This window comes from Streptomyces sp. NPDC001781, assembly GCF_053596035.1.
The window spans coordinates 43,844-65,767 of record NZ_JBSFFI010000023.1 but is presented as its reverse complement, the minus strand read 5'-3'; the positions used below and the strand labels follow the sequence as shown (position 1 = coordinate 65,767).

Sequence of the window (21,924 nt, the reverse complement as noted above, 5' to 3'; positions counted from 1 at the left end):
CAGTTCAGCGGGGCCCTGACGGACCCTCACGAATCCTCGAAGGTTACGGAGCGGCGCATGACTAGCACCTTCCCCAACATCTCCATCTCGACGGAGCGGTTGGGCTTGCGTCCCCTCGACGAGGACGACCTGCCCGCCCTGGCCGAGATGATGAACGACGAGCAGGTGGCCGCCTGGACGGACGTGCCCCAGCCCTTCACCGAGGACGGCGCCCGCCGCTGGATCACCCAGTACGCGCCCGCCGAACGGGCCGCCGGCCGCGGCATCGACCTCGCCGTCACCGAGTTCCTCACCCAGCGCCTGGTCGGCGTCGTCCAGCTCGGGAAGACCAACTGGCGCATCCGGTCCACCGAGCTGTCGTACATCATCGCCCCCTGGGCCCGCGGCGAGGGCTACGCCTCCGAGGCCGCGCTCGCCACCGCCAGGTGGCTCTTCGACGACCAGCGCTTCGAGCGCGTCGAACTGCGCACCGCCGCCGACAACACCGCCTCCCAGCAGGTCGCCCAGAAGATCGGCTGCATCAGCGAGGGCGTGCTCCGCAACGCCTGCATAGTCCATGTGCGCACCGAGGACGGCACCTGGACCGACATGCGCACCGACTTCATCGTGTGGAGCCTGCTGCCCGAGGATCTGGAGGGCAGCGACGAACAGCTGGCCGACAGCCGGGGCTTCGGCTCCTACGCCCAGTGGAACTGACCCCGCCCCGCCGCCCCGCCGCCCCGGGCCACCAGGTAACCTCACCAAGCCCGTACCGGGGCACCGACGACACACCGACACCTGGAGACTGACGACGATGGCCGACCGGGTCACGGTGATCGGCTGGGACGGCTCGCCGCTGACCGAAGCGGCACGCGGCGCCCTCGGCGCCGCCACGCTCGTGGCGGGCGCCCCCCACCACCTGGCGCTCCCGGAGATCCCCGCGGCCGCCGAACGCGTCCGCCTGGGCAGCGTGAGCCTGGCCGCCCGCCGGATCGCCGGCCACCGCGGCACCGCCGTCGTGCTCGCCGACGGCGACCCGGGCTTCTTCGGCGTCGTCCGCACCCTGCGCGCACCGGAGTTCGGCCTGGAGGTCGAGGTCGTCCCCGGCGTCTCCTCCGTGGCCGCCGCCTTCGCCCGCGCGGGCATGCCCTGGGACGACGCCCATGTGGTCGTCGCACACCCCCGCACGCTGCGCCGCGCGGTCAATGTGTGCCGCGCCCACAGCAAGGTCGCCGTCCTCACCGCACCCGGCGCCGGCCCCGCCGAGCTCGGCCTGCTCCTCGACGGTGTGCACCGCACCTTCGTCGTCTGCGAGGAGATGGGCACCGAGAACGAGCGCGTCAGCGTCCTCACCTCCGACAAGGCCGCCGACCACACCTGGCGCGACCCCAACGTCGTCATCGTCATCGGCGGCCCCCAGACCGCGCTCGCGGGCGACGGCTGGATCGCGGGCCGCGACCCCGGCGCCGGCCCGCGCGGCTGGACCCAGCCCGACGAGGTGTACGGCGGCGTCCTCGGTGAGGGTGAGAACGAACTGCTGCGCGCCGCCCAGCTCGCCCGGCTCGGCCCGCGCACCGGCGACCTGGTGTGGGACATCGGCTGCGGTTCCGGTGCCTTCGCCGTGGAGGCCGCCCGCGCCGGTGCCGCCGTGCTCGCCGTCGACGCCGACCCCGAGTCCTGCGCCCGGACCGACGCGGCCGCCCGCCAGTTCGGGGTCCAGCTCCAGATCGTGCGCGGTGAGGCGCCGCACATCCTGGAGAACCTGCCCGAACCGGACGTCGTGCGCGTCGGCGGCGGGGGAGCGGCCGTCGTCTCCGCCGTGGCCGACCGGCGTCCGCAGCGCATCGTCGCCCACGCGGCCACCCGGGACGCCGCCGAACTCATCGGCCGGGACCTCACCGAGCACGGCTACCGCGTGGAGTGCGCCCTCCTCCAGGCGATCGGACTGGACACCAAGTCCTGGACGGAGAACGAGCGGAGCGTCGTCTTCCTCCTCGGCGGCGAACTGCCCCCGCGCGAGACCGCGCGCTGAACCACCGCCGCCCTTTCCCCGACCGGTTCGCCCCGTGATCGGTTTGTCGTACCGCGCGCGGTAGGCTGGCCGATCGTTGTACCGCACCCGCGGTCCGGAAGTTCGTTCGTCAATGTCCGGAAACCTCGCCCGCTTTGGGGCGGCGGGTGAGGTACGGCAAAACCGGAGGACGCGCAACGTGGCGCAGTCCACAACGGGCTGTCGCGTGATCTCGCTGTCACGACGGCCGAACGGCCGCGAGAATGCCACCGAATGGCTTTGTCGCCATTTCTGGCGGGTCGTTCGTGCCGATGCGCACGGACGCTCGTTCTCACTACGGGGCGGTCGGTGCGCCGTTCCGGGTGAGCTGGTCGTAGGAGCACTAAACCGATGGGCGAGGGGTACGCATGACCGACACCGGCCAGGTCCCGGCCGAGGGACAGCCGGAGAGCGCAGGCATGGTGGAGCAGCCGGGCCTCGGGCACGGCGCGTACACCTACCTCGCCGAGGCGCCCGCCGAGGACGAGGACCTGCTGCTGCCGGGCGCGCAGGGCGCGTGGGGCAACGAGATGCCCCCTCCCGTCCCGGCGCCGATCGTCGAAGCCGTCCATCAGCCCGGCGCCCACGAGACGGCGGGCCGGGACACCGGTTCCGTCGACCTCGGCGGTGTCCGGCTGCCCGAGCAGGGCCCCGGCCCGGTGCAGCCGCTGCGCCGTCCGCTGCACCTCGGTCCGCCGATCCCGGACGCCTCAGCGAGCCCCGTCCGCTCCCTCGCCGACCGGGGTCCCGCCGGCGTGCCGGTACGGCCCGTGGCCGGCCCCGAGTACCTCGATGTGCAGGCGCTCCCCGACCCCGTCCCGCCCCAGGCTGCCGCGCCGTGGGGCCCGGGGCCGGTGGACGCCGTGGCACCGGCCGCCGAAACGGTTGTTCCAAAGGCCCCGGCCCCGGAGGAGGCCGTTGCCGAGGCGGCCCTGCCGGAGGCTGCGGCGCCGGAGCAGGTAGTTCCCGAGGCCGTGGGTCCGGAGGCTGCCGCCCCTGAGGCGGTGGCCCCCGAGGCGGTCGGTCCGCAGGCCGTGGCCGTCCAGGCGGTGGCTCCGGAGGCCGTGGCCCCCGAGGTCGTCGTTCCCGAGGCCGTGCTGCCGGACGTGGTCGCCCCGGAGGCGGCCGTCCCGGACGAGGCCGCCCCGGAGCAGGCCGTCGCCCCGGAGGCAGCCCTGCCGGAGGCGGTGCAGCCTGTGGCCGAGCCCGAGCCCGAGCCCGAGCCCGAGCCCGAGCCCGTCGAGCCCGCGCAGGCCGCCGTGGACCGGCTGACCGCTCAGGCCGAGGTCGCCGGTGTCGCCGCCGCGGAGGAGGCACCGGAGACGTCCCCCGTGGCCGAGGTCCCGGAGCCCGAGGTGGCCGACTCGGTACTGGAGGCCGTGCCCGACGCCGCTCCGGGACACGAGGCGGAGGCGGCCGTCGAGGAGGCACTCGTGGAGGTCGCGGAGGCTTCCGCGGAGGAGGCGCCCGCGCTCGTGGAGGTCGCGGAGGCTTCCGCCGAGGAGGCGCCCGAGGCTGTCGCGTCCCCGGTCGAGGACGCCCCGCACGCCGTCGAGACCGTCGCGGCCCCCGAGCCCGAGGCCCCGGCGGCCCCGGTGACCGAAACCGCGGCCACCCCCGTACCCGCGCCCCGGCCCGACGCCTCCCTGCCCGCGGAGGAGTTCCCGCTTCCCGGGCCCGGGGACATCCCGGTGGCCGCCCCGCAGCCCGCCGTCCTCGAGTCCTACGCGCCCCCGGCCCCGGCGGAGGCGCACGAAGCCGCGTCCGGGCCTCAGCTCCAGGCCCCCGAGGCGGCGCCCGCCCAGGCGGAACCGCTGCCCTCCGGCCTGCCGCCGGCGCCGCACCCCGAGCAGCCGCTGGGCCGGTTCGTGGCCGTGGACGGACAGGTGCCCACCACCCCGCACCTGGCGCCCACCCCGCCGCGGCCGCTGATCCTCCCCGACCCCGAGACCGCGGCCCCGCAGAGCCCCGTGGCGGGGGCTCCCGAGCCGGACCTCGTCCAGCACGCCGAGGACCTCGCCACCACCGGCGCCGGCCAGGACGAGGACCCCGGGCCCGCCGTCCCGCCGGGCCCGGCCGCGCCCGCGTACAACGACGCCGAGCGCGAAGCCGTCCTGAAGGTGATCCGCGAGCGCCGCGACATCCGTAACGGGTTCCGCAGCGACCCGATCCCGCACGACGTGCTGCTTCGCGTCCTGGAGGCGGCCCACACCGCCCCCTCGGTCGGCCACTCGCAGCCCTGGGACTTCGTCGTCATCCGCTCCGCCGACACCCGGCGCGCGATGCACGACCTCGCCATGAGCCAGCGCGAGGCGTATGCCAAGTCGCTGCCCAAGGGCCGGGCGAAGCAGTTCAAGGAAATGAAGATCGAGGCCATCCTCGACACCCCGGTGAACATCGTCGTCACCGCCGATCCCACCCGCGGCGGCCGCCACACCCTCGGCCGGCACACCCAGCCGCAGATGGCGCCGTACTCCTCCGCGCTCGCGGTGGAGAACCTCTGGCTCGCCGCGCGCGCCGAGGGCCTCGGCGTCGGCTGGGTCAGCTTCTTCGACGAGCGGGAGATGGTCCGCGCGCTCGGCCTGCCCGAGCACCTGGAGGTCGTCGCCTACCTGTGCGTCGGGTACGTCGACGAGTTCCCGGACGAACCCGAGTTGATGCAGGCCGGCTGGTCCAAGCGCCGCCCGCTGTCCTGGGTGGTGCACGAGGAGACGTACGGCCGCCGCGCCCTGCCCGGAGAGGACCCCCACGACCTGCTTGCCGAGACCGTCGCACAGATCCGCCCGCTCGACGCCAAGGCGCTCGGCGAGGCGTGGGAGCGGCAGAAGCGCATGACCAAGCCGGCCGGCGCGCTCGGCATGCTGGAGATCATCTCCGCGCAGCTCTCCGGCCTCTCCCGGCAGTGCCCGCCGCCCATCCCGGAGCCCGCGGCCGTGGCCGTGTTCGCCGGTGACCACGGTGTGCACGCCCAGGGCGTCACCCCGTGGCCGCAGGAGGTCACCGGTCAGATGGTCGCGAACTTCCTGGGTGGCGGCGCGGTGTGCAACGCCTTCGCCACCCAGGTCGGCGCCGAGGTGTGTGTCGTGGACGTCGGTGTCGTCGCCGACCTGCCCGCCACCCCCGGTCTGCTGCCCCGCAAGATCCGCGGCGGCACCTCCGACATGACCACCGGGCCCGCGATGACCCGCGAGGAGGCCAGGGCCGCCATCGAGGTCGGCATCGAGACGGCCCGCGACCTGGTCGCCGCCGGGAACAAGGCACTGCTCACCGGCGAGATGGGCATCGCCAACACCACCTCCTCCGCCGCCCTGATCTCCGTCTTCACCGGCGCCGACCCGGCGGAGGTCACCGGGCGGGGCACCGGCATCAACGACGAGACCCTGGTCCGCAAGACCGAGGTCGTCCGCCGGGCCCTGGACCTCCACCGGCCCGACCCGGCCGACCCGATCGGTGTCCTCGCGGCCCTCGGCGGCTTCGAGCACGCGGCCATGGTCGGCCTGCTGCTGGGTGGCGCGTCGCTGCGCACACCGGTGATCCTGGACGGGGTGAGCGCCGGTGCCGCCGCGCTCGTCGCCCGTGCCATCGCCCCCGAGGTGCTGGCGGCTTGCATCGCCGGTCACCGCAGTGCCGAGCCCGGCCATGTGGCCGCGCTCAACAAGCTGGGGCTGCGCCCGCTGGTCGACCTCGACCTGCGCCTGGGCGAGGGCACCGGCGCGCTGCTGGCGCTGCCGCTGGTGCAGAGCACGGCCCGCGCGATGCACGAGGTGGCGACGTTCGACTCGGCGGGCGTCACCGAGAAGTAGCCGGCGGCCACGGGCGGTCCGGAGTCCACCGGCCGGACCGCCCGTGCCCCCCATCGGGCCCAGACGTTAAGATCCGCACGTCAGGGCCGCTCCGAAGGCGCGGCGAGCCCGACGCACACCGCACGAGGAGCCGCCCCTCATGGCCGAACACCCCGCCTACCCCGTGGGCCTCCGCCTGGCCGGCCGCCGCGTGGTCGTCCTCGGTGGCGGCCAGGTCGCCCAGCGTCGCCTCCCCGCGCTGATCGCGGCGGGCGCCGACGTCCTCCTCGTCTCCCCGGAGGCCACCCCCTCCGTCGAGGCGATGGCCGACGCCGGCGAGATCACCTGGCTGCGCCGCCCGTACGCCGAGGGCGACCTCTCCGGCGCCTGGTACGTCCTGATCGCCACCAGCGACCCCGTCGCCAACGCAACGGCCTCCACCGAGGCGGAGGCCGACCGTGTGTGGTGCGTCCGCTCCGACGACGCCGACCAGGCGACCGCCTGGACGCCCGCCACCGGCACCAGCGAGGGCGTGACCGTCGCGGTCCTCACCACCAGCGCCCGCAGCCGGGACCCCCGGCACACCGCCGCCATCCGCGACGCGGTCGTGGCCGGCCTGAGCGACGGCACCCTGGTCGCCCCCCACCACCGCACCCGCACGCCGGGCGTCGCCCTGGTCGGCGGAGGCCCCGGCGACCCCGACCTGATCACCGTCCGCGGCCGGCGGCTGCTCGCCGAGGCCGACGTCGTCATCGCCGACCGGCTCGGCCCGCGGGACCTGCTCGCGGAACTCCCGCCGCACGTCGAGGTCATCGACGCGGCCAAGATCCCCTACGGGCGGTACATGGCCCAGGAGGCCATCAACAACGCCCTGATCGAGCACGCCAGGCAGGGCAAGTCCGTGGTGCGGCTCAAGGGCGGCGACCCGTTCGTCTTCGGCCGGGGCATGGAGGAGGTGCAGGCGCTCGCCGAGGCCGGCATCCCCTGCACCGTGGTCCCCGGCATCTCCAGCTCGATATCGGTGCCGGCCGCCGCCGGGATACCCGTCACCCATCGTGGGGTCGCCCACGAGTTCACCGTGGTCAGCGGCCATGTCGCCCCCGACGACGCCCGCTCCCTGGTCGACTGGTCCGCGATGGCCCGCCTGAGGGGGACCCTCGTCGTCCTGATGGGCGTCGACAAGATCGGGAAGATCGCCGAGACCCTGATCGCCCACGGCAAGGCTCCCGAGACCCCCGTCGCCCTCGTCCAGGAGGGCACCACGGCCGCCCAGCGCCGGGTGGACGCGACATTGGCCACCGTGGCGGAGACCGTGAGCGCCGAGGCCGTCAAGCCCCCGGCGGTCATCGTCATCGGCGCCGTGGTGGACGCGACCCCGACCACCGACCAGCCCTGACCCTCCAGAAGAACAAGGCACCCGCATCCCGTGGCCCAGCTCATCACCGTCGACGATCCCGCCGACCCGCGCCTGCACGACTACACCGACCTCACCGACGTCGCACTGCGCCGCAGGCGCGAGCCCGCCGAGGGACTGTTCATCGCCGAGGGCGAGAAGGTCATCCGCCGCGCGGGGAACGCCGGTTACGGCATGCGCTCGATGATGCTCACCCCCAAGTGGGTCGACACCATGGCCGACCTCATCGAGGAACTGACCTGCCCGGTCCACGTCGTGAGCCCCGAGCTGGCCGAGAGCGTCACCGGGTACCACGTCCACCGGGGCGCCCTCGCCTCGATGGCCCGCAAGCCGCTGCCCACCCCGGCCGAACTGCTGGAGTCCGCAGGCCCCCACGGTGCCCCGCGCCGGGTCGCGCTCTTCGAGGACATGGTCGACCACGCCAACCTGGGCGCCGCCTTCCGCAACGCGGCCGCTCTCGGCGTGGACGCGGTACTCCTCACCCCGCGCTGCGCCGACCCGCTCTACCGGCGCTCGGTGAAGGTGTCCATGGGGACGGTCTTCGCGGTGCCGTACGCCCGCCTGGAGGCCTGGCCGCACGACGCGGACACGCTGCGCGCGCACGGCTTCGAGCTGGCCGCGCTGTGCCTCTCGGACGACTCCGTCGACCTGGACGAACTCGCCGCCCGCCGCCCGGAGAAGCTCGCCCTGATGCTTGGCACCGAGGGCGACGGGCTCTCCCCGGCCGCGCTGGCGGCGGCCGACGTCCATGTGCGCATCCCGATGGAGGCAGGCGTCGACTCCCTGAACGTGGCGGCGGCCTCGGCGGTCGCCTTCTACGCCACCCGTCCCTGACCGTCCCCGGGCACGAGGGCCTGCCGCGCGCCCGCGGGGTGCTCGCCGCCGTCCCCGCCCAGGCCGCGCGCCGGTCCGGAACAGCCCTGCGCCACCGCGATGCCCAGGGCGACCAGCAGCGTCACCACCACGAACACGGTCAGCCGCTGCCGCAGCAGCCGGGGGTTGGCCGGGCGCAGCTTGGTCCCCGTGGTACGAGCCGGGCGGCCCGCGCCACTGCGCGGAGCGGGCCGGCTGCCCTTACCCCGCCCGGACGGCCCCGGCCGGGTACCGGGCCGGGACGCGACACCGCCACGTGAGGCAGCCCCGCCCCGCGAGGGCGCGGCACCGCGCGGTGGCGGGGTGCCGGGGACGGTTCGGCGCTGCGTGGTGCGCTGCTGGTCGGGCGAGGTGTCCGCGAGCCGCACCGAGGCCCGGTCCGACACCGGCGTCCGCGGTCCGGGCGGCCGCACCTCCCCGAGACCCTGCGCCTCGCGGGCCGCGATCTCCTTGAGCCGCAGCGACAGCTGGAGCGTGCTCGGCCGGTCCGCCGGGTCCTTCGCCAGACAGGCCCGCACCAGTGGCGCCAGCGCGTCGGGCACCCCGTGCAGATGCGGCTCCTCGTGCACCACCCGGTACAGCATGACCTCGGAACTGCCGTGCCCGAAGGGGGAGTCACCGGTGGAGGCGTACGCCAGGGTCGCCCCCAGCGAGAACACGTCGGTGGCCGGAGTGACCGCCGCCCCCCGCACCTGCTCCGGCGCCAGGAAACCGGGAGAGCCCACCGCCGTACCCACATGGGTGAGAGTGGAGGCGCCGGTGGCCCAGGCGATGCCGAAGTCGATGATCCGGGGGCCCTTGGGGGACAGCAGGATGTTGGACGGCTTGAGATCCCGGTGCACCACACCGGCCTCGTGCACCGCCACCAGCCCCTCGGACAGGGCCGCGCCGATCGCCGCCGTGTCGGCCGCGTACAGCGGGCCCTCCTCGGCGACCTTGTCGTGCAGGGAGGGGCCGGGTACGTACTGTGTGGCGAACCAGGGCCGCTCGGCCTCCAGGTCCGCCGCCACCAGCCGCGCCGTGCAGCCGCCCCGGATGCGCCGGGCCGCCGACACCTCGCGTGCGAACCGCGACCGGAACTCCTGGTCCTCCGCGAGATCGGGCCGGATCACCTTCAGCGCGACCCGCTGGCCCTTCTTGTCCGAGCCGAGATAGACCACGCCCATCCCGCCCGCGCCGAGCCGTCGGTGAAGCCTGAAGGAGCCGACGACGCGCGGGTCCTCGCGCCTCAGGCGCATCATCGCCATGTTCATCCCCGCTGCCCGGTCCCTGTGACGTGCCCAGCTTACGTTTCCACGGCCGCCCACGCGCAGAGGCCGCGCCCTCTCGGGCCGATGGATTGCCCCTACCCCACGTCCGATGTGAAACGCGGTCAGCGACACGGATCTTGCCGTGTGGTTGATGTAAGGACGTCACCAACCCTGCCACCAGGCACTGACATTGACCTCCGGCCAACCGGCGCCGGCCGTCACGGCCCCCTCGGATGGGGGTGGAGCGCCCATCCGTCGCCACGCCGCCCGGCCGACCCTCCCCCCGCCGCCCGTGCCCCGCGGGGCCCAAAGTGACTGAAGTCACGCCAATCCACCCCTGGGAGGAGACGTCGCGGCGGCCCCCCGCGACCCCTCCGGGAAGACCCTGAGACCGCGCCTCACGTCTCCAACCAGGGGAGTACGCGCGGACAGGAGGCTCATCCTCCGGGAGGCCCGCCATTCGGTACGAGGGCATGACGCCCGCTCCACGCCACGAACCTAGATTTGAGGTCAAGCGGCGGGCCCGGTGCTCGCCCCCCGAGGCCAACGCCCGCCGCTGCCGACAACCGAATCAGCCGGGAGAAGGAACCATGGCCCCCACGGCACCGAGGCGCGGCACGCCGCTGCGCCGCCGCGCGGGCCGCCGCCACCCCCTGGTGGCGACGCTCATGGCCCTTCCCCTGGCGGCCCTGCTCCTGCTCGTCTTCGACGGCTGGGAGACGGTGGCCGCGCAGGCGTCGTCCGTGGGTGAGATGCTGGGCCGCTGAGAGGCGGGCCAGGCCCGGAAGAGCGGTCCGGGCGGGACCTCCCCCTCACATCCAGGAAACCCCGTGGGGACGGGGGTGCGACGGACGGCACGCAATGCCGGCGCAGCTGGGGAGCTGCGCCGGCATTGCGTTTCCGCCGGCTCCCGGAGGCTCTCGCCCCCAGTACCCTCACCTCCCGTGACAGCGGAAACAGCCCCGGCCCTGACGGCCCGGCTCGAAGCGGCCCTCCACCACGGCACGGGGCCGTGTGCCTGCGTCTGCGGGGCGCTGGCCGACCGTCCGGACGCCACCGTCGTCCGGCACGGCGCGACCGTCGCCAAGGCCCACGCCCCTGACACCGACCCGTACGAGCTGGCCCACCGCCTCGGCGTCGCCGCCCGCCTTCCCGGCGTCCTGCTGCCCCCGCTCACCACCGCTCCGGACCGCCTGGACGGCCGCCTCGTCACCCACTGGCCCTACGGCGCCCCGGTCGACCGGGACGACCCCGACGCCGCCCCCTGGGAAGCCACGGCGACCCTTCTCGCCCTTCTCCACCGCACCCCGCCACCCGCGGGACTGCCCCCGATGCGCGGACCGGCGAAAGCGGCCCTGGCCATGGCCTGCCTGCGCCGCACCCTGAGCGACCACCCCTCGACCGAAGCCCCGCCCGTCCTGGCCGCCTGGGCCGCCCTCCCGCGCTGGGCCCGCGCCGAAGCCCCGGCCCCCGGCACCCCGTCCCTCTGCCACGGCGACCTGCACCTCGGCCAGCTCGTCCGTCACCCCGCGCCCGACGGCCCCTGGCACCTCATCGACATCGACGACCTCGGAGTGGGCGACCCCGCCTGGGACCTCGCCCGCCCCGCCGCCTGGTACGCCTGCGGCCTCCTCCCGCCCGAGGAATGGCTCCGCTTCCTGACCGCCTACCAGGAGGCGGACGGCCCGGCCGCGCCCCGAGGGGCCGATCCCTGGTCCGTACTGGACGTCCCGGCCCGCGCGCTCACCGTGCAGACCGCCGCGCTCGCCCTCACCAAGGCGCTCACCGCCGGGCGCCCGCTGGACGAGGTGGAGCGGGCCGTCGTGGACGCCTGCGCCCGAATGACCGGCGCCCCCGCCCAGTTGGCCCGCGATTTCCTCAAATAGGCTGCAACCGGCCGGGGCAGGACGGAGTCTGTCCTGGGGAAACACCGAGCAGGACCCGACGGCGAGGAGTTGAGCCGAACGATGCAGTGCCCGAAGTGCCATGCGCCGATGCGCACCTACAACCGCAACGGCATCCAGATAGAGCAGTGCGACGGCTGCCGAGGCATCTTCCTCGACTACGGCGAGCTGGAGGCGCTGACCCGCATGGAGGCGCAGTGGTCCCAGCCCGCTCCTCCGCCCGCCCCCCAGGGCTACCCGGCCGCGCCCGCGCCCGCCTGGGGCGCCCCGCAGCACGGCGGCGGCCACTACGGCGGTCACCACCGCCACAAGAGCTTCGGCCACATGCTCTTCTCGAGCTGAGACGCGAAGAAGCCCCCGGCCGCGCGAGGCGGCCGGGGGCTTCTTCCGGTGTGTGGACGATACTGGGATTGAACCAGTGACCTCTTCCGTGTCAGGGAAGCGCTCTCCCGCTGAGCTAATCGTCCTCGGGACCACGATCGTGTCACTCCATGGAGCGGATCATGGGCACTGCGTGCGCGATACTGGGATTGAACCAGTGACCTCTTCCGTGTCAGGGAAGCGCTCTCCCGCTGAGCTAATCGCGCGGGCTGGGACCTTCGAGAAGATCCAGTGGACGATACTGGGATTGAACCAGTGACCTCTTCCGTGTCAGGGAAGCGCTCTCCCGCTGAGCTAATCGTCCTTGGAGGTGGAGACGGGATTTGAACCCGTGTAGACGGCTTTGCAGGCCGTTGCCTCGCCTCTCGGCCACTCCACCAGGAGCGTAGGGATCGGGAAGACACCCTACTTCCTGCGAGCGGACGACGAGGCTCGAACTCGCGACCTCAACCTTGGCAAGGTTGCGCTCTACCAACTGAGCTACGTCCGCTTGTCGTTTCGGTCGGCTTGCGCGTCCCGGCGACGTGTTGAACTCTAGCGGATTCCTGAGCCAGCACAAAAACGCGTTTGCGCAGCGTGCTGCGGTGCACCCGCGGCCGCCCCGGTCGAAGGCCCCACCGGCCGCCCGTCCGGCCCGGCTTTCGGACACCCGGCCTAGACTCGGCCGCGTGCTCCACCTCTCAGCCGCCGCCTCCTCCCGGACCCCTCTGGCCCGCTTCGGCGACCGCCTCGCCACCGGCCTCCTCGACGTCACCAGCGACCCCGCCGCCCTCGACTCCACCGGCTTCTGGGCTGTCGTGGCCGACTTCGAGGGCACACTGACCTGCGCACGCTTCGCCGACGTACGGCACGCGCCCGTCCCCGCCCCGGTGCCGGGCGCCTGGCGCGGCCCGGCCCCCGAGGACTGGACCACCTCCCTGGACCGTGCCGCATACACGGCCGCCGTCCGGCGCATCCGGGAGCACATCGCGGCCGGCGACGTCTACCAGGCCAACCTCTGCCGGGTACTGAGCGCGCCGGTCGGCCCCGACGCCGATGTCGACGCCCTCACCGCCCTGCTGGCCCGCGGCAACCCGGCCCCCTACGCGGGCACCGTACGGCTGCCGGAGCACGGGGTGGAGATCGCCACCGCCTCACCCGAGCTCTACCTGCGCCGGACCGGCCGCACCATCGAGTCCGGGCCCATAAAGGGGACCGGGCGCACCGAGGCGGACCTGCTGGAGAAGGACCGCGCCGAGAACGTGATGATCGTGGACCTGGTCCGCAACGACCTCGGCCGCGTCTGCGCCACCGGCAGCGTCACCGTCCCCGAGTTGTGCGTCACCGAGAAGCACCCCGGGCTCGTCCACCTCGTCTCCACCGTGCGCGGCGAACCGGCCGAAGGGACCGGCTGGCCCGAACTGCTCGCGGCCACCTTCCCGCCCGGCTCGGTCACCGGCGCCCCCAAACCGAGCGCCCTCGGGATCATCGCCGCCCTGGAGACCGCCCCGCGCGGCCCCTACTGCGGCGGCATCGGCTGGGTCGACGCCGACCGGGGCACGGCCGAGCTGGCCGTGGGCATCCGTACGTTCTGGATCGACCGGTCCTGCGACGGCCCGGCAGCGCTCCGCTTCGGCACCGGGGCCGGGATCACCTGGGGCTCCGACCCCCTCGCGGAGTGGCGCGAGACCGAACTGAAGAGGGCCCGGCTGCTCGCGGTAGCGTCGGGGCAGTACCAGGACAGTGGAAAGGCCCGCACATGAGCATCTGGCTGGACGGCGCCCTGCGGGACGCCACCACCGCGAGCGTCTCCGCCTTCGACCACGGGCTGACCGTGGGCGACGGCGTGTTCGAGACGCTGAAGGCCGTCGACGGCGAGCCGTTCGCGCTCACCCGGCACCTCGACCGGCTGACCCGCTCCGCCCGCGGCCTCGGCCTGCCCGACCCCGACCACGACGAGGTCGCCCGCGCCTGCGCGGCCGTACTGGCGGCCGGCCCCATGCCGTACGGGCGGCTCCGGATCACCTACACGGGCGGCCCGGCCCCCCTCGGCTCCGAACGCGGCGAGCACGGCCCCACCCTGGTCGTCGCCGCGAGCGAGGCCACCCGCCGCCCCGACTCCGCGGCGGTCGTCACCGTCCCCTGGATCCGCAACGAACGCGGCGTGCTCACCGGCCTGAAGACGACCTCCTACGCCGAGAACGTGGTGGCGCTGGCCCGCGCGCACGAACAGGGCGCGTCCGAGGCGCTGTTCGCCAACTCCGTCGGACAGCTCTGCGAGGGCACCGGGTCCAACGTGTTCGTCGTCCTCGACGGTGAGATCCACACCCCGCCGGTCTCCTCCGGCTGCCTGGCCGGTATCACCCGCGAGCTCGTCGTCGAGTGGACCGGGGCCAGGGAGACCGACCTGCCGCTGGACGTGCTGGAGCGCGCCGACGAGATCTTCCTGACCTCCTCGCTGCGCGACGTCCAGGCCGTGCACCGGGTCGACGGCCGTGAACTGCCGGGCGCGCCGGGCCCGGTGACCGCCAAGGCGATGCGGATCTTCGAGGAGCGCTCGCGCGCCGACCTGAACCCGTGAACCCCCATCCGCTCGGCAGGCGCCGGCAATTGGGCTGAACCGGGGCCGCCGAGCGGGTACAACTCCCGTGATGACGACGACACTGCGGCCGACCGAGCCGCTTCAGCAGCACGCGGACGGCACCCGTTCGCGCCGCTTCCAGGTGTGCGTGAACAGCCGTCCGGTGGGTGAGGTCCACCTGGACACCTCGCCCCTCGGCCCTTCGGCGGCCCGGGTCACCGGGCTGCGGATCGACGAGCCGGACCGGCGCCGCGGCCGGGGCACGGTGGCCATGCTCGCCGCGGAGGAGGTGGCGCGGAACTGGGGCTGCCGCCGGATCGACCTGACCCTCCCCGCGGAGAACGAGGCCGCGTCCCGCCTCGTGGACGCCCTCGGCTACGTCCTGCGCAACCGGGGCATGCGCAAGCCGCTCGGGGACGAGCCTCCGCGGCTCCCGCCCGGCAGCACGGCCCGCCCGATGACCGAGGCCGAGTTCACCGCCTGGCAGGAGGCGGAGCGGGTGAGGTACGCGGGGGAGTGGATCGAGCGGGGCGTCCCCGAGGCCGACGCCCACGCCAAGGCCCGGCGCGACCACGCAGACCTCCTCCCGGACGGGCTCGCCACCGACGGGGTCTGGTTCGGCGTGCTGGAGCACCGGGGAACGCCGGTGGGCCACGTCTGGCTCGGCCACCGCGAGGGCGAGCGCTGGATCTTCGACGTCCGGACCGACGAGGCCCGCCGGGGCCGGGGCCACGGCCGCGCCCTGATGCTCCTCGCGGAGGCCCGCACGATCGCCGAGGGCGGCCGCGCCATCGGCCTCAACGTCTTCGCGGGCAACACCCCGGCCGAGCGGCTGTACGAGTCGCTCGGCTACCGGACGACGTACCGCACGCTGACCAAGGCGCTGCCGTAGCGGATCAGGCCCCCGTGCCGGCCAGCAGGCGGTCGGCGATCTCCTCGATCCGCTCGCGCAGCCCGTCCTGGCTCTTGCCGCCGTCCAGGCGCTCGCCGCCGATGACGTAGGTCGGGGTGCCGGTGACGCCGATCGCCTTGCCCTCGGCCTGGTCGGCGTCCACGATCAGGGTGTGCCGCCCGTCGATCAGGGCGACCTCGAACTCCCCGGCGTCCAGGCCGAGCTCACGGGCCGTGTCCACCAGCACGGCCTCGCCCCGGCCGGCCAGCTCCCCGGTACGTGCCAGCACCGCCTCGACGTACGGCCAGCCCTGCCCCTGCTCCACCGCCTCCTCGGCTGCCTGGGCGGCTGCGAAGGCGTGCTTGTGCTTCTCCAGCGGGAAGTGCCGCAGCCGGATCTCCAGCCGGTCGCCGTAACGGGCACGCAGGGCGCGTACGTCGTCCAGGGCGCTGCGGCAGTCGGGGCACTGGAGTTCGCACCAGACGTCGAGCACGACGGGCTCGGGGTGCGCGGGGGAGGTGTCGCTCATGCGGCCCAGTCTTCCAGGCGGGTCCGGCCCGGCCCAATCCCGGTGGCGGACACCCTCCCCGGCGGGCACCTGCGAGGGAGGGCCGGGGCATCCCTGAGAAGTCCCTGATCTCCGGTCCGGACCATGGCCCGCGCGGGGGCGGACGGTGCAGGATGGAAGGGACGAAGCGCACCGCCGGTGCCCTCGCCGCCCCGGCCCGGAACACCGGACCGGAGGCTCCACCGACCCCGCCAGGAGGACCGGATGCTCGCCGAGACCATCTGCTCCGCCGTGTCCGCGGCGGGCCTGGGCATCGCCGCGGTCACCGCCTACCGCAAGCGCTTCCTGACCGCCCTGCGCACAGCCGCCTACTCACTGATCCCGCTCGGCCTGGTGATGACGGGCGCCGTCGGCTGGCTGGCCGGCACCGCCCTCAGCCCGCTCGCCTGGGCCGGCTTCGGGGTGCTCGGCGCGTCCTGGGCGCTCTTCGCCCTCGTCCGCGCCGTGGAGCGCCGCCGGGGCGCCCGCACCGCGCTGCCGACCGACGCCGGCGGTCCGGCGGCCCCGGTGAGCCCGTCCGCCTCGGCGCCCGCCCTGGGACGGAAGGCGGGACAGGGCTCCCGGCCCGCCGCGCCCACTCCCTCCCCGTCCTCCTCCGACGACTTCAGCGACATCGAGGCCATCCTCAAGAAGCACGGCATATGAGCCCCTGGCATATGCCGGACGTCATGTCCCGTGCATGACGGGCCGCTCACCACATACCGTCACCCGACGCACGAAACCGTTCACCACGCGGAGCGACGCGAAAGCTACGGTACGAATTCGGCGCAGTCCCGCACTTTACGTGTGTGTTGATCGCGTACAGGGCCTGACCTGGGTCATCATCACCGCGAGATGGTCGAGACGACACAGAGCGAGGCCGCGCCGCAGAAGGACCAGCGGCGCGGATGCCTCTTCGCCCTTTCCCAGCCACCGCTGATGATCTTCCTGGCGGTGATCGGGAGCCTGATCCTCATGGCCGCGCTGCACGATCTGCTGTTGCTGTGAGCCGTACGCGCCCGTCCCGGCGTCACCCGCCGGGGCCGGCGTCGAACCGCCCCGCGTCCGCCCCGCGCCCCGGCCCGGTTCAGCCGGCCGCCTCCTTGCGGCGTGCCCGGTAGGCCGCCACGTGCAGCCGGTTCCCGCAGGTGCGGCTGTCGCAGTAGCGGCGCGAGCGGTTGCGCGAGAGGTCCACGAAGGCGCGGCGGCAGTCCGGTGCCTCGCAGCGCCGCAGCCGCTCCTCCTCGCCGGCCACCACGAAGAAGGCCAGTGCCATCCCGCAGTCCGCCGCGAGATGGTCGGCCAGTGAGGCGCCGGGCGCGAAGTAGTGGACATGCCAGTCGTAGCCGTCGTGGTCCGTCAGCCGTGGGGTGGTGCCCGCGGCCGCGACCAGCTCGTTGATCATCCCGGCCGCCGTACGGGCGTCCGGCGCGGCGAAGATTCCCGCGAACCGGCTCCGGATCTCCCGCACCGCCGCCAGGTCCGGCTCGGACAGCCTGCCGATGTCGCTGACGGCGTGGCCGCGGGTGAACTCCGCCAGCGCCGCCACGTCCGGCAGCCCGTCCGCCGCCGTGTCGTCCTCCGGCGCGGTGTTCACCAGATCCACCACGGTGTCGAGCGCGCACCGGGTGTCGTGGGTGATCAGCACGTTTCGCTCCCTGGCCTGAGGGTCGGGCGGGCGCCCGCCGATGGGGGCAGATGGTAGCGACTACCGCGCCCGCCCCACCGGGCGCCGCCCGGCGGCGGCCCCTGCCCGGGGAACGCCCGCACCGCCGCCGGGGTTCCCGGAGCCGGTGAGCGCCGCACACGGGCACAGCGGCGCCGCCTCCGTGAACGCTCACGGTGGCGGCGCCGCTGGGTGCCCTATGCGGTTGTCTCGGCCCGGGCCGTCTCCCCGAGTGGACGGCGCCGGGCGGCTCGGTGGGGTGTCGTGGCCTAGTTCTCCGCCAGGATGTGCGACAGCTCCTGGTCGAGATCGAAGTGCCGGTGTTCCGTGCCGGGCGGCACGGCGGCGTCGGTTCGCTTCAGGAAGGACTCCAGGGCTCGTGCGGGGGCCTCCAGCAGTGCTTCGCCCTCCGGAGAGCTGAGGGCGATGCAGACGACTCCCTGACCATGGCTGCGCGATGGCCAGACGCGGACGTCGCCGGTGCCGGTGGGGCGGTGCAGCCCCTCGGCGAGGAGGTCGCGGGCGAACACCCACTCGACGGTCTCCTCGGCTCCGGTGTGGAAGGTGGCGTGCACGGCGTAGGGGTCGGCCGTGTCGTACCGCAGGCCTGCGGGGACAGGCAGGGAGGACTCGCTCGACACAACGAGGCGCAGGTGCAGCTCGCAGCTGACCGTGGTGTTCATAAGCGCCAGGGCCTTTCGCTCAGTGTGCGCTCGGGGATTCGCACGTCGGCGAAATCGACATGCCACCTACGGTGCCGTTGTAAACCCCTTCGAGGGTTTTGCGTGGCTTTAGGTACCTCTTCCGGCGGAGAAGTGATACGAGACCTGCCACCATTCCAGTGACTCATTCACTCCGGTAGGGTTTGACCGTATGAATACGGGGAGTGACGAGCCGGGTGAGGTCGCCGTGGTGCAGGACGAGGTGAAGCCGAGTGAGGGTCCGGCCGAGGAGGGTCTGGGGTCGCGGGCGCCGGAGTTCGTCAAGCAGCGCAGGGCCCTGCACCTGAGCTGGCAGGTCGGTGTCTTCGTGATCGGTCTCGCCGTGGTCGTGGCGGGCATCGTCATGCTTCCGCTGCCCGGACCCGGCTGGGTCGTGATCTTCGGCGGCATGGCGATCTGGGCGACCGAGTTCGTCTGGGCCCAGCTCGTGCTGCGCTGGACCAAGCGCAAGGTCACCGAGGCCGCGCAGAAGGCCCTCGATCCCAAGGTGCGGCGCCGCAACATCACCCTGACCGTGATCGGGCTGGTGATCATCGGTGCGCTGGGCGGGATCTACCTCTGGAAGTTCGGTGCCGTCGCGCCCTGGAGCATCAAGGATCAGTGAGCCGGTACCGCAGGTGGTCACAGGCACCCGCTGACATGGGGTAATGTTCTTCCTGCGCCCGGGGCGATTAGCTCAGTGGGAGAGCGCTTCGTTCACACCGAAGAGGTCACTGGTTCGAACCCAGTATCGCCCACCCCGGACCGAAGGCCCGTCTGCGAACAGCAGGCGGGTCTTCGGCGTGTGCACGTAAAGGGGCGGGCAGGGAAATGCGGGCGATATTCCGATGGAGAAAGTCCGGATTTCCCGCAAGTGCGACAACATGTGAATTCATCAGGCCGCCAAGTCCCCTTCACGACCGCTCTTCTGATTGCCGGTCACGTCCCTCCGGCACCGCCCGCACGGCGCTCGGTTCCCCGGCAGGGAAGGTGGCGGTTTGGACTCGCCCCGCCCGGACCTGTATGGTTCAGTGCGTTGCCGGGCGATTAGCTCAGTGGGAGAGCGCTTCGTTCACACCGAAGAGGTCACTGGTTCGAACCCAGTATCGCCCACCGGCACGAGGAGCCGGTCCGCACACAGCGGGCCGGCTCTTTCGCTGCCCGGAGCCGTGCACGCCGCCCCGGTCACGCCGCCGCCGACAACTCCTGCCGCAGCGGCCACTCCGTACTCACCAGCTCCGGCGAACCGCTGCGCGCGAACCACGCCTGGAGACCTCGCGCCTGCGCCGCGTGCCAACCCACCTGAAGCGCGTGCAGCTCCGCGGGGGACAGCCGCTCCAGTCGCGCCGCGAACCGGCGCCCCATCGCCCGCACCACGTCCAGCGCGGCCATCGCGTCCGCCGCCGCGTCGTGCGCGCCCCGCAACTCCACCCCGTACTGCTCGCACAGATCGCCCAGCGTGCGGCGGCCCTTGCGGTAGCGGTCCAGCTGCTTGTCCATGACCCTCGGGTCCAGCACCCTGAGCGGCGCCGACTCGAACCACCGGTCCAGCGACGACGCCCGGTGCCGGCGCAACTCCCGGTCCAGCAGCGTCAGATCGAAGGGCGCGTTCATCACCACCAGCGGCCGGCCCATCGCCGTGTGCTCCGCCAGCTGCTGGGCTATCTCGTGCACCACCGGCGCCGGCCACCGGCCGTTGCGCTGCAGGTGCTCCTCCGTCAGTCCGTGCACCGCCGTCGCCCCCTCGGGCACCGGCACCCCCGGACTGACCAGCCAGCGGCTCACCCGCGGCCGCGTCCCCGGCGCGTCCTGGACGACGACGGCGGCCGACACGATCCGGTCGGTCTCGACGTCCACGCCCGTCGTCTCCGTGTCGAAGGCGGCCAGCGCCCCTTCGTACCAGCACGTCATCCCAACCCAACTCCTCTTTCACGCTTGGCACCTGACGTTCCGTCTTCTGCCCGTTTGGTGATACCCGGCCCGTTTGCGCCGTACGCCGGGAGGAGACAACAGGAGCACGGGTCTTTGCAGTTCAGCGGCCCGCAATGGGGAAACCCCCGGTTCGGAAGGCTGTTGTCCCATGGCCATGGCGCAGCCCGAGCGGGGCGGGCTGCTGCCCGACCGCGCGGGTCACCTTCGCGGCACGCTCGCCACCACCGCCTGCATGGAGACCCTGCAGGTCGGCTATCTGCACGCGGTCGCCGCCGCGGCAGGCTGCTCGCTGTCCCAGCCGTTCCCCGACAACGGCATCGACTGGCACGTCAGCCACAGCGCCCCCGGACACACCGTGGACGACGAGGTCACCATCAAGGTGCAGCTCAAATGCACCTACCAGCTCGCCCCCCGGCCGCCCGGCCCCACCTTCTCGTTCACGCTGGACAACGACCACCTGCGCAAACTCGCCCGGACCCCCGTCTCGGTGCACAAGATCCTGGTCGTCATGATCGTCCCGCGCTCCCAGGACGACTGGCTGCGCGCCGGACACGACCGGCTCGACCTGAGGCACTGCTGCTACTGGGTCAACCTCGCCGGACACCCCGTCACCGGACGCACCCGCACCACCGTCCGCGTTCCCACCGCGCGCATCTTCGACGACCGCGCCCTCTGCGAGATCATGACCCGCGTCGGCACCGGAGGCAGGCCGTGAAAAGCTCCGACGAACCCCTGCGCATGCTCCGTCCCCACCCCGAGGACCCCGCCTGGCACCGGCCTCCCGACCCGGCCCGCGTCGATCCCGCCGACCTCACCGCCCTGCTCCGCCGGCACGGCTGGCTCAGACGCGGCGGCATCCCCGGACGGTACGGCCGCTGGACCCCGCCCACGCCCGCCGAAGGCCCCGTCAGCCTGCTCGTCCCGGAGAACCGCGCCTTCCCCGACGCCGACGACCTCCTCGGCGAGGCCCTGTACGCCCTCCACCGCAGCGCCGCCCCCTTCGCCCGCGAGATCCTCATCGCCCTCGCCGTCCCCAGTGACGAGATCCGCTGGCACCGCGACACCCCCGCCGGACCCGTCGACGGCGCCACCCCCTGGACGCTCGACGAGCGCCTGCGCACCGCCGCCCGCCAGACCCTCCTCGCCGCCGCGCTCGCCGCCCGCGCCCGCACCGGCTACCACGGCGCCCGGCACCGCGGCCCCGCCGCCGCACTCCTCGGCGAGGTCCTCCTCGGCCCCGCCGCCGAGGGCCGCACCCTCACCGCCTTCGCCCCCGCCCCGGCCGGCCGCCCCCTCACCGTCCGCCTCCACCACGCACTGCACGCCACCCGCGAGGCGATCGACTACCAGCGGGCCACCGGCTGCATGGACGCCTTCGACGGCGCGGTCGAAGCCGGCGTCAGCCGCGAACTCACCGAGGCCCTCACCGCACTCGTCCGGGGGACCGAGGGCGCCCGCGTCGCCATCGCCTGGGCCCCGGCCGCCGGCGTCCCCGACGGCTGCGCCGCCTCCGCCGGACCCGTCGAGTTCTCGCCCGGCGACCTCCCCGCCCTCCGCGCCGCCGGCGCCCGCTACCTGAGCGCCGAACCCTCCGTCACCGTCACCGTCACCGGCGTCGTCGTCCGGCTGCGCCGCTCCGGTCCGCGCGGCCCGGGCACCGTACGGCTGCGGGTCCTCGCGGGCGCCGAGGTCCCGCATCTGCGGCTCACCCTGGGCGAGGAGGACTACCGGACGGCCGGCCACGCCCACCTCGTCGGGCTCCCGGTCAGCGTGCGCGGCCGGCTGGAGCGCCGGAGCGGCTTCCGCAGGCTCACCGGCGCCACCGGACTCGTCCCGGTACAGGTGGACGAGACCGCACGGGACCGGCTGCTGAAGTCCCTCCGCGAGAACCCCGGCTTCTTCGAGGAAGCGTGCGCAGAGGCGTACGGGGAGGGCGACGGAAAGTAACCGTTTCGCGGTGGGCGGGGGCGGGTCGGTACGATCCCTTCTGCGC

The 21,924-nt window shown here is 73.7% G+C and carries 21 protein-coding genes and 7 tRNA genes; 18 read left to right on the top strand and 10 right to left on the bottom strand.

All coding sequences use genetic code 11. From position 1 onward, the window contains the following. The first annotated feature begins 57 nt into the window (after positions 1-57). From ACWCV3_RS21105 to ACWCV3_RS21085, 5 genes are all read left to right on the top strand, one after another. Positions 58-696, top strand: coding sequence for a GNAT family N-acetyltransferase (locus tag ACWCV3_RS21105; protein WP_451226211.1), 639 nt, complete (start codon positions 58-60; stop codon positions 694-696). A 97-nt stretch (positions 697-793) separates the two neighbouring features. Further along, positions 794-2,011, top strand: a complete 1,218-nt coding sequence (cbiE, locus tag ACWCV3_RS21100) for a precorrin-6y C5,15-methyltransferase (decarboxylating) subunit CbiE (protein WP_451226208.1) — start codon at positions 794-796, stop codon at positions 2,009-2,011. A 386-nt stretch (positions 2,012-2,397) separates the two neighbouring features. Next, complete coding sequence (gene cobT, locus ACWCV3_RS21095; RefSeq protein WP_451226205.1) at positions 2,398-5,832, top strand: nicotinate-nucleotide--dimethylbenzimidazole phosphoribosyltransferase; 3,435 nt, start codon at positions 2,398-2,400, stop codon at positions 5,830-5,832. A 139-nt stretch (positions 5,833-5,971) separates the two neighbouring features. Continuing rightward, a complete protein-coding gene (gene cobA, locus ACWCV3_RS21090; RefSeq protein ID WP_451226202.1) occupies positions 5,972-7,207 on the top strand; it encodes a uroporphyrinogen-III C-methyltransferase in 1,236 nt (411 codons plus the stop codon). A gap of 30 nt (positions 7,208-7,237) precedes the next feature. Next, positions 7,238-8,059 carry a TrmH family RNA methyltransferase gene (locus tag ACWCV3_RS21085; protein WP_451226199.1) on the top strand — a complete coding sequence of 274 codons (822 nt, stop codon included), beginning with the start codon at positions 7,238-7,240 and terminating at the stop codon, positions 8,057-8,059. Here the strand turns inward: ACWCV3_RS21085 and ACWCV3_RS21080 are convergent. Continuing rightward, the gene (locus ACWCV3_RS21080; protein WP_451226196.1) at positions 8,041-9,351 is read right to left on the bottom strand and encodes a serine/threonine-protein kinase; all 1,311 of its coding nucleotides are present in this window, start codon (positions 9,349-9,351) and stop codon (positions 8,041-8,043) included. The genes ACWCV3_RS21085 and ACWCV3_RS21080 overlap by 19 nt on opposite strands. 587 nt (positions 9,352-9,938) lie before the next feature. On the opposite strand from ACWCV3_RS21080, the gene ACWCV3_RS21075 reads away from it, so the two are divergent. From ACWCV3_RS21075 to ACWCV3_RS21065, 3 genes are all read left to right on the top strand, one after another. After that, positions 9,939-10,115, top strand: a complete 177-nt coding sequence (locus ACWCV3_RS21075; RefSeq protein ID WP_451226193.1) for a hypothetical protein — start codon at positions 9,939-9,941, stop codon at positions 10,113-10,115. 177 nt (positions 10,116-10,292) lie between these two features. Further along, positions 10,293-11,234, top strand: coding sequence for a phosphotransferase family protein (locus ACWCV3_RS21070; protein WP_451226190.1), 942 nt, complete (start codon positions 10,293-10,295; stop codon positions 11,232-11,234). 81 nt (positions 11,235-11,315) lie between these two features. Next, on the top strand, positions 11,316-11,594 hold the full coding sequence (locus ACWCV3_RS21065; protein WP_451226187.1) for a TFIIB-type zinc ribbon-containing protein: 279 nt from the start codon (positions 11,316-11,318) through the stop codon (positions 11,592-11,594). A 53-nt stretch (positions 11,595-11,647) separates the two neighbouring features. Here the strand turns inward: ACWCV3_RS21065 and ACWCV3_RS21060 are convergent. The 5 genes from ACWCV3_RS21060 to ACWCV3_RS21040 all read right to left on the bottom strand — a co-directional run bounded on the left by ACWCV3_RS21060 (position 11,648) and on the right by ACWCV3_RS21040 (position 12,123). After that, positions 11,648-11,719 (bottom strand) — tRNA-Val (locus tag ACWCV3_RS21060). A 48-nt stretch (positions 11,720-11,767) separates the two neighbouring features. Next, positions 11,768-11,839 (bottom strand) — tRNA-Val (locus ACWCV3_RS21055). 26 nt (positions 11,840-11,865) lie between these two features. After that, positions 11,866-11,937 (bottom strand) — tRNA-Val (locus tag ACWCV3_RS21050). A 1-nt stretch (position 11,938) separates the two neighbouring features. Further along, a tRNA-Cys gene (locus ACWCV3_RS21045) sits at positions 11,939-12,012 on the bottom strand. Between the two features lie 38 nt (positions 12,013-12,050). Then, positions 12,051-12,123: transfer RNA gene (locus ACWCV3_RS21040), tRNA-Gly, on the bottom strand. Between the two features lie 178 nt (positions 12,124-12,301). Here ACWCV3_RS21040 and ACWCV3_RS21035 point away from each other — a divergent pair. From ACWCV3_RS21035 to ACWCV3_RS21025, 3 genes are all read left to right on the top strand, one after another. Further along, positions 12,302-13,375 carry a chorismate-binding protein gene (locus tag ACWCV3_RS21035; RefSeq protein ID WP_451226184.1) on the top strand — a complete coding sequence of 358 codons (1,074 nt, stop codon included), beginning with the start codon at positions 12,302-12,304 and terminating at the stop codon, positions 13,373-13,375. Beyond that, complete coding sequence (locus ACWCV3_RS21030) at positions 13,372-14,193, top strand: aminotransferase class IV (RefSeq protein WP_451226181.1); 822 nt, start codon at positions 13,372-13,374, stop codon at positions 14,191-14,193. The genes ACWCV3_RS21035 and ACWCV3_RS21030 overlap by 4 nt, the downstream gene beginning before the upstream one ends. Before the next feature lie 70 nt (positions 14,194-14,263). Beyond that, on the top strand, positions 14,264-15,085 hold the full coding sequence (locus tag ACWCV3_RS21025) for a GNAT family N-acetyltransferase (protein ID WP_451226178.1): 822 nt from the start codon (positions 14,264-14,266) through the stop codon (positions 15,083-15,085). Between the two features lie 4 nt (positions 15,086-15,089). Here the strand turns inward: ACWCV3_RS21025 and ACWCV3_RS21020 are convergent, their stop codons facing one another. Then, the gene (locus ACWCV3_RS21020) at positions 15,090-15,614 is read right to left on the bottom strand and encodes a DsbA family protein (protein WP_451226175.1); all 525 of its coding nucleotides are present in this window, start codon (positions 15,612-15,614) and stop codon (positions 15,090-15,092) included. Positions 15,615-15,857: 243 nt separating this feature from the next. Here ACWCV3_RS21020 and ACWCV3_RS21015 point away from each other — a divergent pair, with 243 nt between their 5' ends. Both ACWCV3_RS21015 and ACWCV3_RS21010 read left to right on the top strand, forming a co-directional pair. Further along, on the top strand, positions 15,858-16,298 hold the full coding sequence (locus tag ACWCV3_RS21015; protein WP_451226173.1) for a hypothetical protein: 441 nt from the start codon (positions 15,858-15,860) through the stop codon (positions 16,296-16,298). A gap of 189 nt (positions 16,299-16,487) precedes the next feature. Further along, a complete protein-coding gene (locus ACWCV3_RS21010) occupies positions 16,488-16,640 on the top strand; it encodes a hypothetical protein (RefSeq protein ID WP_451226170.1) in 153 nt (50 codons plus the stop codon). Positions 16,641-16,719: 79 nt separating this feature from the next. On the opposite strand, the gene ACWCV3_RS21005 is transcribed toward ACWCV3_RS21010, so the two are convergent. Beyond that, positions 16,720-17,280, bottom strand: coding sequence for a CGNR zinc finger domain-containing protein (locus ACWCV3_RS21005; protein ID WP_451226167.1), 561 nt, complete (start codon positions 17,278-17,280; stop codon positions 16,720-16,722). Positions 17,281-17,567: 287 nt separating this feature from the next. Continuing rightward, a complete protein-coding gene (locus ACWCV3_RS21000) occupies positions 17,568-17,981 on the bottom strand; it encodes an SsgA family sporulation/cell division regulator (RefSeq protein WP_010351314.1) in 414 nt (137 codons plus the stop codon). A gap of 190 nt (positions 17,982-18,171) precedes the next feature. Here ACWCV3_RS21000 and ACWCV3_RS20995 point away from each other — a divergent pair, with 190 nt between their 5' ends. From ACWCV3_RS20995 to ACWCV3_RS20985, 3 genes are all read left to right on the top strand, one after another. Beyond that, positions 18,172-18,624, top strand: a complete 453-nt coding sequence (locus tag ACWCV3_RS20995; protein ID WP_451226163.1) for a TIGR02611 family protein — start codon at positions 18,172-18,174, stop codon at positions 18,622-18,624. A 61-nt stretch (positions 18,625-18,685) separates the two neighbouring features. After that, a tRNA-Val gene (locus tag ACWCV3_RS20990) sits at positions 18,686-18,757 on the top strand. 283 nt (positions 18,758-19,040) lie between these two features. Then, positions 19,041-19,112, top strand: a tRNA-Val gene (locus ACWCV3_RS20985). 72 nt (positions 19,113-19,184) lie between these two features. On the opposite strand, the gene ACWCV3_RS20980 is transcribed toward ACWCV3_RS20985, so the two are convergent. Further along, entirely contained in the window at positions 19,185-19,910 is a 726-nt protein-coding gene (locus tag ACWCV3_RS20980) for an exonuclease domain-containing protein (RefSeq protein WP_451226160.1), read from the bottom strand. A gap of 169 nt (positions 19,911-20,079) precedes the next feature. Here ACWCV3_RS20980 and ACWCV3_RS20975 point away from each other — a divergent pair, with 169 nt between their 5' ends. Next, the gene (locus ACWCV3_RS20975; RefSeq protein WP_451226157.1) at positions 20,080-20,646 is read left to right on the top strand and encodes a DUF4365 domain-containing protein; all 567 of its coding nucleotides are present in this window, start codon (positions 20,080-20,082) and stop codon (positions 20,644-20,646) included. 23 nt (positions 20,647-20,669) lie between these two features. After that, positions 20,670-21,878 (top strand): hypothetical protein, encoded by a 1,209-nt coding sequence (locus ACWCV3_RS20970; protein ID WP_451226303.1) that lies wholly within the window; start codon positions 20,670-20,672, stop codon positions 21,876-21,878. Positions 21,879-21,924 lie beyond the last annotated feature (46 nt).